Below are 15,614 nucleotides of genomic sequence, written 5' to 3'. Positions count from 1 at the left end.
GCCACCGGCTGGTGGGGGCTGCTGGCGGCCGGCGTCGTCCTCACCGTCCTGGGCGTGCCGCTGGGTCTGGGGCGCTACGCGGCGCTCGGCCACACGGTCGGGCCGCGGTCGTTCAGCGTGCGCAGCGGGCTGCTGGTGCGGGAGCAGGCGGTGCTGCAGCGGCGGGCCGTCGTCGGCTGGCAGGTGCGGCAGAGCGTCGTGCAGCGGCGCGCGGGCCTGGCCACCGTCGTCGCCTGCGTCGGCGCCGGCGCCGGCGGCTATGCGGCGGTGGACATGGCCGCCGCCGACGTCGGCCCGTTCACCGAGGCGGCGTCGGGCCCGTGGGCCACCGCGTCCGGCGCCGGCGGGGACCCCGTCCCCGCCGGCTGACCGCCGCTGGCCCGTCGGGGCCAGATCAACGGAACCGGAGCGTGTCGATCTCCGGGCCGGGTAGCGGGCCCGCGATGTCGTCCGCTCCGCGGCGCGTCCGCCGCTCAGCCCGGCCCGCCGGTCCCCTTCCCCAGGCCGACGCGGCCGGCGAGCGCCGCGGCCTCGACGCGGGTGGCCACCCCGAGACTGCGCAGCAGCGCGGCCACCAGCCGCTTGGCGGTCCGCTCGGACACGTGCAGCGTCGTGGCGATGTCGACGGTGCTCGTGCCGTCGGCCACCAGCCGCCACAGCCGCCGCTCGTCGCTGGTCAGCCGGTCGGCCACGGTCTGCTCGCCGGTCGGCGCGGAGTCGTCGAGCAGCTGGCGCAGCAGCGACTCGGGGACCACCGACCAGCCGTCCAGCACCGCCAGCAGCGGGCGGACCAGCGTCTCGGGGTCGGCGGTCTTGGGCAGGAAGCCGGCCGCCCCGGCCCGCAGCGCCTCGAGGGCGGCGTCGGCCTCGGCCAGCCCGGAGAGCGCCACGACCCGCACCATCGGGTCGGCCCGGCGGATCGCCGCGATCGCCCGGACGCCGCCCGGCGGCGGCATGTGCAGGTCGACCACGGCGACGTCGGCGTGGTGCCGGCGCACCAGCGCCGCGGCGGCCGAGGCGTCGTCGGTGGTGGCCACGACGCGCACGCGGCCCTCGCTCACCCCGGGCAGCAGCAGGGACAACCCCCGGCTGAACAGCGGGTGGTCGTCGACGACGACCACGTCCACGTGCGTCTGGCGCTCAGTCCCGGCGTCGGTCGACCCCACGACCCTCCTCGTCCGGCCCGTCGCGCGCGGCGGGGCTGGCCGAGCGCACCCAGGAGGTGCCCGTGACCCTGGCCCCCGACACCCCCGTCGCCGACCGACCCGGCGGACTGCTCACCGACCTGGCCCGCGTGCTGCGCACCCACCTCGCCCGCGGCGCCCGCGGACGCCGCCCCGAGCAGGAACCGCTGCCCACGCCCGAGAGCGCGCTCCTGCGGGCGATGTGCCACGACATGCGCAGCCCGCTGGCCTCGCTCGAGGCCGTGCTGCGGAGGCTGGACCGCTCCTCCCCCGACCCCGCGGCCGTGCGCGGCGAGCTGCTGGACCTGGCCCGCGCGCAGACCGCGCACCTGTCCTCGATGCTGCGCACCGCCGACGCCAGTGGCGGTGCGGTGCGCCGCGGCCCGTCCCGGCGGCTGCTCGGCGACGTCCTCCACGCCTCGGCGGCCGCCGCCGGCCTGCCCGCGGACCGGCTCACGGTGGCGGTGCAGGACTGCGCCTCCGACGTGACCGTGGGCGACGCCCGGGTGCAGCGGATCCTCACCAACCTGCTCGAGAACGCCCACCGGCACGGCGACGGCGCCCCGGTGCTGCTGACCGTGACCTGCCGGGGCGGCCTCGTCCGCCTGGCGCTCACGCAGGACGTCGCCCGTCCCGAGCGGGTGGTGCAGTACCTCCGCGGCGACACGCCGCCGGTCGACCTCACCGGCCTGGGCCTGTGGTCGGTGCAGCGGCACGCCCGGGACCTCGGCGGCCGGGTGTCCTGGGCGCTGAGCGACGCCGGGCTGACGCTGACGGTGGCCCTCCCGGACCGCTGAGGATGGCACGAGCGGGCCACCGGACGGCACGGGTGGGCCACCGGGCGCGGGCAGATCCGTGGTGTCACCGCAGCACGCGGTGGCCGCGACGACAGCGCAGTGCCTGCCCGTGCCCGATCCTCCGAGGGAGAGCCCGTGTTCACCCACACCCACGCCCTGCAGTACGAGGCCAAGCCCGACGGCCCCGACCCGGACTTCGCCCGCAAGATGCAGGAGATCCTCGGCGGTCAGTGGGGCGAGATGACCGTCGCCACCCAGTACCTGCTGCAGGGCTGGAACTGCCGGCTGCCCGGCAAGTACAAGGACATGCTCCTCTCGATCGGCACCGAGGAGCTGGCCCACGTCGAGATGATCATCACGATGATCGACCGACTGCTCGACCACGCGCCGCTCAAGCCCGACGCGGCCGACCGCAGCAAGGAGGCCGCCGCCGGCTACGGGCAGCACAACCCGCAGCACCTGATCGTCAACGGCCAGGCGGCGTCCTACATGGACAGCATGGGCAACCCGTGGACCGGCGCGTACGTGACCGCCAGCGGCAACCTCATGGCCGACTTCTACTACAACGCGACGGCGGAGATGCAGGGCCGGCTGCAGGTGGCCCGCATCTACAACATGACCGACGACCCGGGCGTCAAGGACATGCTCCGGTTCCTCATCACCCGCGACCACATGCACCAGCAGCAGTGGCTGGCCGCGGTGGAGCAGCTCAAGGAAGACGGCCTCGAGGGGCTGCCCGTCCCCGAGGCCTTCCCGCTCGACGAGGAGGTCGGCGACCTGGGCTACACCTTCATCCAGGCCTCCGACGGCCCCGAGGCCGCCAACGGCCGCTGGGCCTCCGGTCCCTCGATCGACGGCCGCAGCCAGTTCCGCGCCGCGGCGATCGAGGCCACGGCCGACGGCCCGACGCTGCCCCCGGGCGACCCGCGGCTCTACAGCACGCCGCAGACCGAGGCGCACACCCTGCTGCAGAAGGCCAAGGACCTCCTGAAGTGAGGCACTGACCCTCGCCCACCGCGCCGTCGCCGCGCCGGTGGCCGGGCTCCCGCAGCCCGGCCGCCGGCCCGGCGGGTGCCACCTCCCGGAGGTCCCCCGTGCACCTGCCCGCCCCCGCCGTCCTGCTCACCGTCGTCTACGCCGCGGCACTCGCCGTCGCCGTCGCCACGACCGTCACCGCCCCCGGACCGCAGACCCTGGCCGGTCTGGTGGTCCTCACCGCCCTGGTCGCCCGCTGGGCCGTGCGCCGCTCGCGCCGGTCCGTGCCGACCACCGCGGCCGCCGTCCGCACCGTCGACGCCGCCCTCCCCACCGAGGCCGCGCTGGTCCCCGAGGCCCCGGCTGCCGCCGTCCGCACAGCCTGAGTCGCCGCGCGACGATCAGGGGACCTGATCGTCGCGCGTCCTCCCGGACGTCCCGCGGTCAGGGAGGACGCGCTGCGGTACGGGAGGACGCGGCCTGGACCGGGTCCTGCGACCGCGCCGGCCGTCGAACGCGCGGGGCGCGCGCCCCGGTGGGGACGCGCGCCCTGGTGCCCGAACGCGCGAGGCGCGCGCCCCCGGGAGGGACGCGCGCCCCGGTGGTGCTGAGGCCCCCTCCCGGGTCCCGCCCCGAGCGGAGCGAGAGGTGGGGAGGGGGTCCTTTCAGTGCTGGACGGCCTTCTCCGCCCCGATCCCGGTGAGGGAGCGCACCTCGAGCTCGGCGTTCTTGTCGAGGTCGGGCTTCTCCTTGGACAGGATCGTGCCGAGCCAGCCCAGGAAGAAGGACAGCGGGATCGACACGATGCCGGGGTTGTTCAGCGGGAACCAGTGGAAGTCCACGTCCTGGAACAGCGACGGGGACAGACCCGTGGCCGGGTTGACCGGCGCACCCGACACGACCGGCGAGAAGATGATCAGCACGAGGCAGGTGATCAGCCCGCCGTACATCGACCACAGCGCGCCCTGGGTGGTGAACCGCTTCCAGAACAGCGTGTAGAGGATGGTCGGCAGGTTGGCCGACGCCGCGACGGCGAAGGCCAGCGCCACCAGGAAGGCGATGTTCAGCCCGGCCTGCAGCGCCAGGATGCCCAGGCCGATCGAGATCGCGCCGATCACGACGGCGGTGATGCGGGCGACCCGCACCTCACCGTTGGGCGACACCTTCCCCTTCTTGATCACCGACGCGTAGACGTCGTGCGCGAAGGAGGCCGACGCGGTGATCGTCAGGCCGGCGACCACCGCGAGGATCGTGGCGAACGCGACGCCGGCGATGATGCCGAGCAGCACCGTGCCGCCCAGCTCGAAGGCCAGCAGCGGAGCGGCGGAGTTGACCGCACCGGGGGCGCCGAGGATGGTCTCCGGCCCGACCAGTGCGCCGGCTCCGTAGCCGATCACCAGGCTGAACAGGTAGAAGATGCCGATCAGCCAGATCGCCCAGACCACCGAGCGACGGGCGTCCTTCGCCGTCGGCACGGTGTAGAAGCGCATCAGCACGTGCGGCAGGCCCGCCGTCCCGAAGACCAGGGCCAGCGCCAGCGAGATGAAGTCGAGCTGGGAGATGCTGGTCGCGCCGTACTGCGCACCCGGCGCGAGGACGTCGCGGCCCTCCACGGCGTTGGCCACCGAGTCGCCGAGCAGCGCCGAGAGGTTGAAGCCGTACAGCGCCAGGACCCAGAGCGTCATCACCAGCGCGCCGGCGATGAGCAGCGTGGCCTTGATGATCTGCACGTAGGTGGTGCCGCGCATGCCGCCGACCAGCACGTAGACGATCATCAGCGCGCCGACCAGGACGACGACGAGCGCCTGCGCGGCCTCACCGGTGACGCCCAACAGCAGCGTGACCAGACCGCCGGCGCCCGCCATCTGCGCCAGCAGGTAGAACAGCGAGACCGCCAGCGTCGAGATCGCCGCGGCCGTGCGCACCGGGCCCTGCCGCATCCGGAAGGCCAGGACGTCGGCCATCGTGTACCGGGCCGTGTTGCGCATGAGCTCGGCGACCAGCAGCAGCGCCACCAGCCAGGCGACGAGGAAGCCGATCGAGTAGAGGAAGCCGTCGTACCCGTAGACGGCGATGGCCCCGGCGATGCCGAGGAACGACGCCGCCGAGAGGTAGTCGCCGGCGATGGCCAGGCCGTTCTGGGTGCCGCTGATGTTGCGGCCGGCCGCGTAGTAGTCGGCCGCGCTGGTGTTGTTCCGGCTGGCCCGGAAGGTGATCACCAGCGTGATCAGGACGAAGACGCCGAAGATCGAGATGTTGATCGCCGGGCTGCCGATCGTCGCGTCGGCGGCGAGGACGGTCTCAACCACGCGTGGCCCCCTTGCCGAGGTCCGCACCGGCGGTGCCGGCGCCGGGGGAGGTGCTGTGGCGACCGGCGGCGTACTCGTGGTGCTCGAGCCGCTCGCGCATCTCGTCGGCGATCGGGTCGGTGCGCCGGTTGGCGTGTGCCACGTAGACGTGGGTGATCACGAACGTCGACACGAACTGCGCCAGCCCCAGCAGGATGCCGAGGTTGACGTTGCCGAAGACCGGCGTCGCCATGAAGTCCGGCGCGTAGGTCGAGAGCAGGACGTAGAGCAGGTACCAGGCCAGGAAGGCCACCGTCATCGGGAACGCGAAGCGACGGAAGCGCCGTCGCAACTCGGTGAACTCCGGAGAGTCCTGCGCCTGCCGGTACTCCTCCGGCGTCAGCAGCCGCCGCTCGGCGGGTGGTGTCACGGGTCGCTCCCTCGTCGTCGTGGGCCATGGACCGAAGTGCCGCCATGGTGAGCGGGCTCACTATAGGGCGCCGGGTCGTCCGATTGTGCACAACGGGACGAGACCGTGACCTGACCTTCCACCGGTCGTAACGCCGCGGTAGCGCACCGACGCTGCAATGGGTCATGGGCACGACGGGGACGACCGCACGGTCGACGGGCTGGTTCCCGGTGGCGCGCGCCACCGAGGTCGGGACGACGCCGGTGCCGGTGGGCGCCGACGGCCGCGCGTACGTCGTCGTCCGGCTGCGGCCGGGCGGGGAGGTCAGCGCCTTCCCGGCCCGCTGTCCGCACCGGCTGGTGCCGCTGGCGGCGGGCACCGTCGTCGAGGCCCGCCTGCAGTGCCCGTACCACGGCTGGCGGTTCGACGGCGAGGGCCGCTGCGTGGACGTCCCCTCCCTCGGGCCCGACGGGACGGCGCCGCCGCGGGCGGACCTCACCGTGCCGTGGGCGGTGGAGGAGCGACACGGATGGGTCTGGCTGGCGCCCGAGCGCACCGCCGTCACCCTGCCGCCGGCACCCGCGGGCGACCCGCTGCCGGAGCCGGCACCGGACCCCGAGCCGCCGGCCGGACCGGTGTTCGGCAACCTCGACCCCTCGCTCGAGCACGCCTGGCACCCGGTCGCGCTCGCCCGTGAGCTGCGGCCGGGTGGCTGGCTGCAGGTCCGGCTGCTCGGGCGCACCTGGTCGCTGAGCCGCACCGGGGAGGAACTGTCCGCCGATCCGCCGGCGTGGGGCGTGCGCGAGCGGTTCGGCGTCGTCTGGCTGGCGCCGGCCGAGCCGCGCGACGTCCCCCTGGAGCTGCCCGAGGACGACGACCGGAGGTTCGTCCGCGGCTGGCTGCCGCCCACCCGCTCGCCGGGTCCGGCCGGGCCGCTGGCCGACGCCTTCCTGGACGTCGCGCACGTCCCGTTCGTGCACGCGGCCACCTCCGGCGCGGCCGACCGCGTGGAGCTCCCCGCCCACGACGTCGACGCGGAGCCGGGCGGGTTCACCAGCGTGCAGGAGCGGTGGTGCGACGCCCCCCAGGACCGCGGGGTGGCCACCGGGGAGCAGCCGCTGCGGCATCGGCGGCGGGCCACCTACGTGTACCGGGCACCGTTCCAGCTGCGGCTGCGGCTGGACCTCCTCGACTCGGGGGCGGCGACGACGATCCTGTTCCTGCTGCAGCCCGAGGACCCCGACTCCACGCGCGTCTACACCTGCCTGCTGCTGTCGGCCGGGCCCGGGCAGCCGCTGCCCTCCCCCGACGTCGTCGCCGCCGAGGTCGCCGTCGAGCAGCGGGTCCTCGCCGAGGACCTCGAGCTGCAGGCGCAGATGGCCAGCACCGGCCTGCCGCTGGGGATGCGCGACGAGCTGCACGTGCGCGCGGACCGGCTGGGTGTGGCGCTGCGCCGCGCCCTGGCCGACTTCGCCGCCGCCCGCTGAGGCCCGCCCGCGCTGCGGTGGGGGGACGACGGCGGGGCGGTCCGTGCTCAGTCGACGGTGAGCTCCTCGCCGCACGCGGGACAGCGGGTCGGCGGGTCCTCGTCGGCGAGGCGACCGCAGGCGGGGCACACCCGGTGGAGCCAGCACGCCGGGTCACCGCCGTCGCCGCCCCCGGCCTCGTGCACGGCAGGCCGGACGCCGTCTCCCGGGGTCGACGCCGGGGCCGCCGCGGCACGCCCCGCGGCCGCCGTGAACTCGACGAGCGCCGTCAGCACCGCGTCCCGGCGGTCCCCGGGCACCTCGGCCAGGACGGCCCGCAGCTCGGCCAGCCGGAGCCGGTCGTAGCGGCCGAGCAGGTCCTCGCCGGCCGGGGTGAGCCGCAGACTGACCGACCGCCGGCTGGCCGGGGAGGGACGGCGGTCGGCCAGGCCGGCGGTGACCAGGCGGTCGACCAGCCGGCTGGTCGTCGAGACGCTGCCACCCACGCCCCGGGCGAGCTCGGCCAGCGGCGCGTCGGGTCGCTCGTGCAGCACGGTGAGGGCGCGCAACTGCACCAGCGAGACGCCGCCGAGCCGTGCCGCCGCGCGGGTGGACACCCCGACGGCGGTGCGGACCACCCCGAGCAGCACGTCGTCCACCCCGACCTCCTCGATATTGCAGTATGGCAACAGTTGGCATCCCGCAAGAGCGGTGGGGTAACCGTACGGCACCGCACCCGATGCCGAGGAGGACGAGCATGACCCGCACGCCCCGACGCCGTCGCGCCTGGCTGGCCGCGCCGGCCGCCCTCGCCCTGGCCCTGCCCGCCTGCACCACGGAGGAGCCGCTGTCCGTCCCCGGTCCCGAGGTCTCCGGCGGCGCGGTGGGCCCGGACGAGGCCGTCACCGGCGACCTGTCGGTGCTCCAGGTGCAGCTCGAGTACCCGCTGGACGGGGTGTACGCGGAGGGCGAGGACGCCCGGCTCTTCCTGGGCATCGCCAACAGCGGTCCCACCGACGACGTGCTGGTCGACGTCACCGGGCCCTTCGCCGACGCCGTCGACGGGGACGGCGGGGAGTTCGCGATCCCCGTCGCCGCCGACGACAACGTCTACGTCGGCGCGGAGGGCGCGCCGACTATCACCCTCACCGGCCTGGAGGAGTCGCTGCGCTCGTCCCAGTCGATCCCGGTGACGTTCGCCTTCGAGCAGGCCGGCGAGGTGACGATCGACGCCGTGGTCGCCGCCGAGGGACAGGAGCCCACGCCGCCCTTCGACTTCCCCGACCCCGCCGAGGACCCGACGCCGTGACCGCCGCCTCACCGACGCTCCCGGCCCCCCTCCGGCGCCGGCTGGGATGCTGGAGGGCGTGCCGTCCCCCGCCGAGTCCCGCGACCGGGTCCGCCGCGCTGCCCTGACCACCGCCGCCCTCGCCCTGCCCGCGGGCTGGATCGCCCGCGCCGCCTGGGGACTGCCGACCGCCATCGGCGCCGGCCGGCGCGAGATCCGGCCGACCGTGGCCGGGTCACCGCAGTGGTCGGAGGGCCGGTTCCACAACACCCTGCCCACCCCGTCGGTGCCGCCGCCCAACGCCCGGCGCGGGCTGCTGCGGCAGTGGCACGACGATCGGCACGTCGGGCTGCCCGCGCGGCCGATCCCGCTGGCCCGGCCCGAGCTCCCGGCCCAGGCCGGAGAACTCGCCGTCACCTGGTTCGGGCACTCGAGCGCGCTGCTCGAGGTCGACGGCGCACGCGTGCTGGTCGACCCGGTCTGGGCACACCGCGTCTCGCCGTCGCCGGTGTTCGGGCCGACCCGGCTGCACGAGCCACCGGTGGCGCTGGAGACCCTGCCGCGGGTCGACGCGATCCTGGTCAGCCACGACCACTACGACCACCTCGACCTGCCCACGGTGCGGGCGCTCGTCGAGCAGCAGGACGCGCCGTTCGTCGTCCCGCTGGGGGTGGGCGGGCACCTGCGGCACTGGGGCGTCCCCGAGGAGCGGGTCGTCGAGCTGGACTGGGACGGCGCCACCCGGGTCGGCGACCTCACGGTCACCTGCACCGAGGCGCGGCACTTCTCCGGCCGCTACCTGACCCGCGACACCACGCTGTGGTCGTCGTGGGTGGTGGCCGGGCCGCGGCACCGCGTCTTCTTCGGCGGCGACACCGGGTACACGCCGGCCTTCGCCGGGATCGGCGCCCGGCTGGGTCCCTTCGACCTCGCCCTGCTGCCGGTCGGTGCCTACAACGAGGCCTGGAGGACCATCCACATGGACCCCGAGGAGGCGGTGCGCGCGCACGGCGACCTGGGCGGCCGCGTGCTGCTGCCGGTCCACTGGGCCACCTTCAACCTGGCCTTCCACCGCTGGGCCGAGCCGGTGCAGCGGCTGCTGGCCGCCGCGGAGCGCTCCGGCGTCCAGGTGGTCGTGCCCCGGCCGGGCCAGCGGGTCGACGTCCTCGCCCCGCCCCCGCTGGAGGACTGGTGGAGCGCCGTCGGGTCCGCGGAGGCCGGCGCCGCGGACGACGGCGGTGCGGGCAGCGCGGCGATCGCCCGCCTGGCGGCCTGGCGGGCCTCCCGCGCGGCACGCTGAAGGTCGGCCCTCCTGCCGGGGCCCGCCGCGAGCGACAGCGAGGGGTGAGGGGGCAGGGGGGTCCTTCGATCAGCGCAGGAGCTTCGACATCCGCCGGTCGGCCAGGGGCTTGCCGCCCGTCTGGCAGGTCGGGCAGTACTGCAGCGAGGTGTCGGCGAAGCTGACCTCGCGCACGGTGTCCCCACACACCGGGCACGGGAGGCCGGTGCGCGCGTGCACCCGCAGGCCGGAGCGCTTCTCGCCCTTGAGCATGGCCGCCTGCTGCCCGACCTGGCGCTCGAGGGCGTCGGTGAGCGTGTCCCGCACCGCGTCGTAGAGCCGGACCACCTCGGCGTCGGTGAGCTTGTCGGCCGTCTTGAACGGCGAGAGCCGGGCGGTGTGCAGGATCTCGTCGGAGTAGGCGTTGCCGATGCCGGCGATCAGCGTCTGGTCGGTGAGGGCACCCTTGAGCTGGCCGGACCGGCCGGCCAGCAGCCGGGCGAGGGTCTCGCGGTCGACGGCGAGGGCGTCGGGGCCCAGCCGGGCGATGCCGGGGACGTCGGCCGGCGTCCGGACGACGTAGACCGCCAGGCCCTTGCGGGTGCCCTGCTCGGTGAGGTCGAAGCCGTTGCCGTCGTCCAGGTGCACGCGCAGCGCCAGCGGCCCCTTGCCCGGTTTGGGCGGCGCGGCCGGCAGCCCGGTGCGCCAGTGCAGCCACCCGGCGCGGGCCAGGTGGACGACCAGGTGCAGCCCCGAGACGTCGAGGTCGAGGAACTTGCCCAGCCGGCCGGCGCCGGTGACCTCCAGGCCGGCCAGCGCCGACAGCGGCGGGTCGAAGGTCTTGATCGCCTGGACGGCGGCCAGGTCGGCGCGCGCGACCACCCGGCCGACGGCGTTCTCGCGGAGGAACGCCGCCAGCGCCTCCACCTCGGGCAACTCGGGCACGCGGCCATGATCCCCGCCGCGCCCGCTCCGCGCCGTCCCCGATCGAGTGGACCCGCCGCGCCGGCGGGACGGACGGCGGCGCGGCCCCGCCTTGCCCCGGGCGCCCGCCGTGCCTAGCGTCCGGGCCAGTCGTCGTGGGGGAGGCTCGGACATGACCGAGAGCACGCAGGGCCGGCCGCCGGTGGACGAGACCCGTCCGTCGGCGCCCGAGCAGGACCAGGGCGGCGGACCGTCGGTCCCGACCGACAGCGGCGTCGGCGTGGGCCTCGGCGAGGCCGACACCTTCGAGCCGGAGGAGTCGGGACCCGCCGAGCCGGAGACGGAGTAGCCCGGCCGGTCCCCACGGGGACCGGCCGGGACCTCAGTCGATCAGGCCCGTCCGGTCGGTGACCTCGACGGTCGCGCCGGGCTCGGTGCGGGCCTGCTCGGCGACGGCGGCGGCGACGGCGGGCGTGACCGCCGGGTCGAACACGCTCGGGATGATGTAGTTGGCGTTGAGCTGGTCGTCGCGGACCACCGCCCCCAGGGCCTCGGCCGCCGCCAGCAGCATCCCGTCGCTGATCTCCGTGGCCCGGGCGTCGAGCAGGCCGCGGAAGACGCCGGGGAAGGCCAGCACGTTGTTGATCTGGTTGGGCAGGTCCGACCGGCCCGAGGCCACGACGGCGGCGTGCTGCCGCGCCCGCACCGGGTCGACCTCCGGCGTGGGGTTGGCCATCGGGAAGACCACCGCCCGCTCGGCCATGCCGGCCAGCGCCTCGACCGGCAGCACGTTGCCCGCGCTCACGCCGATGAAGACGTCGGCGCCGACCAGCGCGTCGGGCAGCTCGCCGCGCGTGCACGCGGGGTTCGTCAGCTCGGCCAGCGCCCGCTTGGCCGGGGACAGCCGGTCGTCGTCGGGCGCGAGGATGCCCTCGCGGTCCCACACCAGCACCTGTCCGGCACCGGCCTCCAGCAGCAGGTGCACGATCGCCGTCCCGGCCGCGCCGGCCCCGGCGACGACGATCCGCACGTCCGGCAGGTGCTTGTCCACCACCCGCAGGGCGTTGCGCAGTGCGGCCAGCGCGACGATCGCCGTACCGTGCTGGTCGTCGTGGAAGACCGGGATGTCGAGCTTCTCGCGCAGCCGGGCCTCGATCTCGAAGCAGCGCGGCGCGGCGATGTCCTCGAGGTTGATCCCGCCGAAGCCGGGGGCCAGCAGCTCGACGGTGCGCACGATCTCGTCGACGTCCTGGGTGTCGAGGCAGATCGGCCAGGCGTCGATGTCGGCGAACCGCTTGAACAGCGCCGCCTTGCCCTCCATCACCGGCAGGGCTGCGCCCGGTCCGAGGTCGCCGAGGCCGAGGACCGCCGACCCGTCGGTGACGACGGCGACCGTGTTGCCCTTGATGGTCAGCCGGCGCACGTCCTCGGGGTGCTCGGCCAGGGCCAGGCAGACCCGCGCGACGCCGGGCGTGTAGGCCATCGAGAGGTCGTCGCGGGTGCGCAGCGGGACCTTGGAGGCCACCTCGAGCTTGCCGCCCAGGTGCAGCAGGAAGGTGCGGTCGCTGACCTTGCGCACGGTCACGCCGGAGACGGCGCGCAGCGCGGCGACCATCTCCTCGGAGTGCGCGGCGTCGGCGGCCGAGCACGTGACGTCGACGGTCAGCCCGTCGGACCGCGACTCGACGACGTCGATGGCGGTCACCGCACCGCCGGCCTGCCCCACCGCGGTGGCGATCCGGCCGATGCTGGCCGGGTCGCCGTCGGCGGTCAGCCGGACGGTGATCGAGTAGGACGCCGAGGTCACCGGCCCGCGGGGCACGGCGGCCGGGTCACCCGGCGACGCGTCGCCGCTGGCAGGTGCGGGACCGGTGCTCGTGACGCTGCTCACGGCTCCCCATCCTGCCCCCGGAGCGTCCGCGCGGCGTGGTTGCGGTCACAGTGTTCGCGGACACCGCAGTAGATTGCCTCACTGACTAGTCAGCAATACCGTCTAGTCATGTCAGCCGAGCCCTGGCCCGCCGAGTGGCTGCGGGCGACGCTGCCGCTCTCCGTGCTGGCGGTCGTCGCCGAGGAGGAGACCTACGGGTACGCGATCGCCCAGCGCCTGCAGGCAGCCGGCCTCGGCACGATCAAGGGCGGCACCCTCTACCCGGTGCTCAACCGGCTCGAGCAGGACGGCCTGGTCACCTCGTCCTGGCGCGCGGGCGCGGCCGGGCCGGGCCGCAAGTTCTTCACCGTGACCGCAGACGGCCGTGCGCACCTGACCGAACGCGTGGCCGCCTGGCACACCTTCACCGAGCGGGCCGCCGGCCTGCTCCCGTCCGTGGGGAGTCCCCGATGACCACCGGCACCGACACCTACCGGCGCGAGCTGGTGCAGGCGCTGCGGCTGCGCGACGTCGCGCCCGAGCGGATCGGCGACATCGTCGCCGAGGTCGAGAGCCACGTCGCCGAGACCGGGGAGGACCCGCGCGAGGCCTTCGGCCCGGCGCGCGACTACGCCGCCAGCGTGACGCAGCCACGCTCGCGCGGTTCCTGGGTCTCCTTCCGGGCGCTGATCGTGCTGAGCGCGGTCTGCGGCTGGCTGATCTCCCGCGGCGTCTTCGGTCTGGTCCGCGGCGAGCCGCTCCACGGGCTGCCCGCCGGGGTCGTGCTGGGCATCGGATGGCTGCTGTGGGTGCCGCCGGTGCTCGCGCAGGCGCGCCGGAACGCGCCGGTCCCCGACCCGCGCACCGGGCGTCGCCTCACTCCCGGCCGAGCACGGGTCGTCCTGGTCATGACCGTGTTCCTGGCAGCGCTCATGGCACTGACCTGGCTGCTCGCCCTCCTGACCGTCTGAGCCGGGCTCAGCGGGTCGGCCGGGAGGCGACGTCAGCCGGACGGGCTCGCCGCCTGCCGTTCCGCGCGGGCCTTGATCCCGGCGCAGAACTGGCGGAACGAGGGGTTGAGGTCGGGGGTGGCGCGCTCGGTCACCCAGGCCAGCGGGCCGGTCTGGTCCTCGCGGACGGTCAGCACCGTCGACCCGTCCTCCTGCGCGTCCAGGCCGTACGTGCGCTCGATGACCGCCAGCCCGAACGGCAGCCCGCCGCGCCAGCGCATCGCCTCCCGCGGCCGGAGCTCGGTCACGGTGACGGTGAACGGCCGGCTGCGGATCATGGTCGCGTAGAGGGTGAGCCGCTCGCCGAGGGCGACCCGGCCCTCGACCCGGTCGACGCCGGAGTCCCAGTCCCGCCAGCTGCCGACGTCGACCAGGTGCCGCCAGACCTCCTCCGCGCTCGCGTCGATGCGCGTGACCGCCTCGTAGCTCCTCATCGTTCCCCTCCTGTGGGCCCGCTCCGCAGTCTGCTCCGGGTCAGCGGGCCGGGCCAGGGCTCAGCGGGCGGGTCCGCGCAGCCGCGGCGGCGCGGCGACGTCGGCCCGTGCAGGCTCGGTCGCCCAGGCCACCAGCCCGGCGACGTCGAGACCGTGCGGCGGCGCGTCCGCGTAGGGTGCCACATTGCCGGCACCGCGCTCCAGCAGCCGGGCCGCGCCCCGGGCGTTGCCCCGGGCGGCGTGGGTCAGCCCCACGGCCAGCTGGGCCAGTCCGCGCCACAGCTGCCGCTCGCGCTCCGGCGCGGACCTCCAGGCGTCCTCCAGCACCTCGTGGGCGTGGAAGGGGCGGCCGGCGTCGAGCAGCCGCTGGGCCTCGGCCAGCGCCTCGTCCGGCGTCCGCGGCACGCCCTCCGGCGCCCGCTCCTCCCCCTGCGCGCCGTGCGGCAGCGGGCGGCCCAGCGCGTCGCGCGGGCGGGCGTTGCGCGCTCGCCCCTCGGCGTCGCGGTCGCGGGGGTGATCCACCGGGGGATCCTCCCGCGAACACCTCCGGACGGCACGGGACCGGCCGCCCGCAGGGGTTGTCACCGGCGCCGTGACGTGCATTGATGGAGACGAGGACGGCCCCGCACGAGGAGTCGCCCCCGCACCGACCCGCGGTCGACGTCGACCGGTCCGGACCTGGAGGGGGGTGGGCCCCGTGGCGCCTGCCGTGGAGGAGCGCACGGCGCTCGACCTGGACGCCGCCGTCACCGCCGTCACCGCCGCCGCGCTGCGACCGGGGCCCCTGGGGAGGGTGGGGCTGGAGCTCGAGGCGCACCTGGTCGACCTCGACGCCCCCGCCGTCCGCGTGTCCTGGACCCGGGTGACCGCCGTCCTGCAGTCGCTGCCGCCGCTGCCGGGCGGCAGCCGGGTGACCCTCGAGCCGGGCGGGCAGGTGGAGCTCTCCGGGCCGCCGGTGCCCGACGCGGGCAGCGCGGTCGCCGCGCTGCGTGCCGACCGCGCCGTCGTCGCCGCCGTCCTGGCCGGCGCCCGGCTGGGCCTGGCGCCGGTGGGCACCGACCCGCTGCGGCCGCCGGCACGGGTGTGCCCGGCGCCGCGCTACCGCGCCATGGAGCGGCACTTCGCCGCCGTCGGCTGCGGCCGGCCGGGCACGGCGATGATGACCGCCACCGCGTCGCTGCAGGTCAACCTGGACGCCGGCCCGCCCGGCGGGTGGAGCCGCCGCGTGGCGCTGGCCCACCAGCTCGGCCCGGTGCTGGTGGCGGTCTCGGCCTGCTCCCCGCTGCTCGGCGGGTCCACCACCGGCCGGCGCTCGTCGCGGCAGCACGTGTGGGGCGCGCTCGACCAGGCCCGCTGCGGTCCCCTGCTCGGCGGCGCCGACCCGGCCGGCGAGTGGGCGGCCTACGCCCTGTCCGCGCCGGTGATGCTCGTGCACGACCCCGACACCGGCCAGGCCGAGCCCGTGCTCACGCGCACCTCCTTCGCCGACTGGGTGACCGGTGCGGGTCCGCTGGCCGGGCGCCGGCCGACGGAGGCCGACCTCGACTACCACCTGTCCACGCTGTTCCCGCCGGTGCGCCCCCGCGGCTACCTGGAGATCCGCTACCTCGACGCCGCCCCCGAGCCCTGGTGGCCGGCGCTGGCCGCGGTCACCGCCGCGCTCCTCGACGACCCGGTCGCCGCCGACGCC

General features: G+C 75.7%; 19 protein-coding genes. 11 read left to right on the top strand and 8 right to left on the bottom strand.

Annotated elements, in window-relative coordinates:
- Positions 1–369, top strand: a 369-nt coding sequence (locus tag ABQ292_RS23340) for a PH domain-containing protein (RefSeq protein WP_369210099.1), incomplete at its 5' end; no start/stop codon positions are given.
- Between the two features lie 104 nt (positions 370–473).
- Here ABQ292_RS23340 and ABQ292_RS23335 read toward each other — a convergent pair.
- Positions 474–1,166 (bottom strand): response regulator, encoded by a 693-nt coding sequence (locus ABQ292_RS23335; protein ID WP_369210098.1) that lies wholly within the window; start codon positions 1,164–1,166, stop codon positions 474–476.
- Between the two features lie 62 nt (positions 1,167–1,228).
- Between ABQ292_RS23335 and ABQ292_RS23330 the strand changes: the two genes are divergently transcribed.
- From ABQ292_RS23330 to ABQ292_RS23320, 3 genes are all read left to right on the top strand, one after another.
- Positions 1,229–1,981, top strand: coding sequence for a sensor histidine kinase (locus ABQ292_RS23330; protein ID WP_369210097.1), 753 nt, complete (start codon positions 1,229–1,231; stop codon positions 1,979–1,981).
- Between the two features lie 135 nt (positions 1,982–2,116).
- Entirely contained in the window at positions 2,117–2,977 is an 861-nt protein-coding gene (locus ABQ292_RS23325) for a manganese catalase (RefSeq protein ID WP_369210096.1), read from the top strand.
- A gap of 98 nt (positions 2,978–3,075) precedes the next feature.
- On the top strand, positions 3,076–3,342 hold the full coding sequence (locus tag ABQ292_RS23320; protein ID WP_369210095.1) for a hypothetical protein: 267 nt from the start codon (positions 3,076–3,078) through the stop codon (positions 3,340–3,342).
- Positions 3,343–3,621: 279 nt separating this feature from the next.
- Here the strand turns inward: ABQ292_RS23320 and ABQ292_RS23315 are convergent, their stop codons facing one another.
- Entirely contained in the window at positions 3,622–5,265 is a 1,644-nt protein-coding gene (locus ABQ292_RS23315) for a monocarboxylic acid transporter (RefSeq protein WP_369210094.1), read from the bottom strand.
- Positions 5,258–5,674: a DUF485 domain-containing protein gene (locus ABQ292_RS23310; RefSeq protein ID WP_369210093.1), complete on the bottom strand. Its 417-nt coding sequence runs from the start codon at positions 5,672–5,674 to the stop codon at positions 5,258–5,260. The genes ABQ292_RS23315 and ABQ292_RS23310 overlap by 8 nt, the downstream gene beginning before the upstream one ends.
- Before the next feature lie 164 nt (positions 5,675–5,838).
- On the opposite strand from ABQ292_RS23310, the gene ABQ292_RS23305 reads away from it, so the two are divergent.
- Positions 5,839–7,140 (top strand): Rieske 2Fe-2S domain-containing protein, encoded by a 1,302-nt coding sequence (locus tag ABQ292_RS23305; RefSeq protein ID WP_369210092.1) that lies wholly within the window; start codon positions 5,839–5,841, stop codon positions 7,138–7,140.
- Positions 7,141–7,187: 47 nt separating this feature from the next.
- Here the strand turns inward: ABQ292_RS23305 and ABQ292_RS23300 are convergent, their stop codons facing one another.
- The gene (locus ABQ292_RS23300) at positions 7,188–7,778 is read right to left on the bottom strand and encodes a MarR family transcriptional regulator (protein WP_369210091.1); all 591 of its coding nucleotides are present in this window, start codon (positions 7,776–7,778) and stop codon (positions 7,188–7,190) included.
- A 98-nt stretch (positions 7,779–7,876) separates the two neighbouring features.
- Between ABQ292_RS23300 and ABQ292_RS23295 the strand changes: the two genes are divergently transcribed.
- The gene (locus ABQ292_RS23295; protein ID WP_369210090.1) at positions 7,877–8,428 is read left to right on the top strand and encodes a copper chaperone PCu(A)C domain-containing protein; all 552 of its coding nucleotides are present in this window, start codon (positions 7,877–7,879) and stop codon (positions 8,426–8,428) included.
- A 58-nt stretch (positions 8,429–8,486) separates the two neighbouring features.
- Positions 8,487–9,707: an MBL fold metallo-hydrolase gene (locus ABQ292_RS23290; RefSeq protein ID WP_369210089.1), complete on the top strand. Its 1,221-nt coding sequence runs from the start codon at positions 8,487–8,489 to the stop codon at positions 9,705–9,707.
- 69 nt (positions 9,708–9,776) lie between these two features.
- Here the strand turns inward: ABQ292_RS23290 and ABQ292_RS23285 are convergent, their stop codons facing one another.
- Positions 9,777–10,631, bottom strand: a complete 855-nt coding sequence (locus ABQ292_RS23285) for an Fpg/Nei family DNA glycosylase (protein WP_369210088.1) — start codon at positions 10,629–10,631, stop codon at positions 9,777–9,779.
- 151 nt (positions 10,632–10,782) lie between these two features.
- On the opposite strand from ABQ292_RS23285, the gene ABQ292_RS23280 reads away from it, so the two are divergent.
- Entirely contained in the window at positions 10,783–10,959 is a 177-nt protein-coding gene (locus tag ABQ292_RS23280) for a hypothetical protein (RefSeq protein WP_369210087.1), read from the top strand.
- 33 nt (positions 10,960–10,992) lie between these two features.
- On the opposite strand, the gene ABQ292_RS23275 is transcribed toward ABQ292_RS23280, so the two are convergent.
- Positions 10,993–12,501 carry an NAD-dependent malic enzyme gene (locus tag ABQ292_RS23275; protein WP_369210086.1) on the bottom strand — a complete coding sequence of 503 codons (1,509 nt, stop codon included), beginning with the start codon at positions 12,499–12,501 and terminating at the stop codon, positions 10,993–10,995.
- 108 nt (positions 12,502–12,609) lie between these two features.
- On the opposite strand from ABQ292_RS23275, the gene ABQ292_RS23270 reads away from it, so the two are divergent.
- Positions 12,610–12,954: a PadR family transcriptional regulator gene (locus ABQ292_RS23270; protein ID WP_369210085.1), complete on the top strand. Its 345-nt coding sequence runs from the start codon at positions 12,610–12,612 to the stop codon at positions 12,952–12,954.
- Positions 12,951–13,451 carry an HAAS signaling domain-containing protein gene (locus ABQ292_RS23265; RefSeq protein ID WP_369210084.1) on the top strand — a complete coding sequence of 167 codons (501 nt, stop codon included), beginning with the start codon at positions 12,951–12,953 and terminating at the stop codon, positions 13,449–13,451. The genes ABQ292_RS23270 and ABQ292_RS23265 overlap by 4 nt, the downstream gene beginning before the upstream one ends.
- A gap of 32 nt (positions 13,452–13,483) precedes the next feature.
- Here the strand turns inward: ABQ292_RS23265 and ABQ292_RS23260 are convergent, their stop codons facing one another.
- Together ABQ292_RS23260 and ABQ292_RS23255 are read right to left on the bottom strand one after the other, a co-directional pair.
- Positions 13,484–13,924, bottom strand: coding sequence for an SRPBCC domain-containing protein (locus ABQ292_RS23260; RefSeq protein WP_369210083.1), 441 nt, complete (start codon positions 13,922–13,924; stop codon positions 13,484–13,486).
- 60 nt (positions 13,925–13,984) lie between these two features.
- Positions 13,985–14,446, bottom strand: coding sequence for a DUF309 domain-containing protein (locus ABQ292_RS23255; protein WP_369210082.1), 462 nt, complete (start codon positions 14,444–14,446; stop codon positions 13,985–13,987).
- Between the two features lie 175 nt (positions 14,447–14,621).
- On the opposite strand from ABQ292_RS23255, the gene egtA reads away from it, so the two are divergent.
- The coding region (egtA, locus tag ABQ292_RS23250) for an ergothioneine biosynthesis glutamate--cysteine ligase EgtA (protein ID WP_369210081.1) at positions 14,622–15,614 on the top strand (993 nt) is incomplete at its 3' end.

The sequence above is a fragment of the Geodermatophilus maliterrae genome (assembly GCF_041018925.1).
In the GTDB taxonomy this organism is placed as follows: Bacteria; Actinomycetota; Actinomycetes; order Mycobacteriales; family Geodermatophilaceae; genus Geodermatophilus; species Geodermatophilus maliterrae.
This window is presented reverse-complemented; position numbering and strand designations above follow the sequence as displayed.

Coding starts and splice junctions, on each gene's coding strand:
- ABQ292_RS23305 (WP_369210092.1), top strand. CDS start 5,839: ATGGGCACGACGGGGACGACCGCACGGTCGACGGGCTGGTTCCCGGTG.
- ABQ292_RS23295 (WP_369210090.1), top strand. CDS start 7,877: ATGACCCGCACGCCCCGACGCCGTCGCGCCTGGCTGGCCGCGCCGGCC.
- ABQ292_RS23280 (WP_369210087.1), top strand. CDS start 10,783: ATGACCGAGAGCACGCAGGGCCGGCCGCCGGTGGACGAGACCCGTCCG.
- ABQ292_RS23270 (WP_369210085.1), top strand. CDS start 12,610: ATGTCAGCCGAGCCCTGGCCCGCCGAGTGGCTGCGGGCGACGCTGCCG.
- ABQ292_RS23265 (WP_369210084.1), top strand. CDS start 12,951: ATGACCACCGGCACCGACACCTACCGGCGCGAGCTGGTGCAGGCGCTG.
- ABQ292_RS23260 (WP_369210083.1), bottom strand. CDS start 13,924: ATGAGGAGCTACGAGGCGGTCACGCGCATCGACGCGAGCGCGGAGGAG.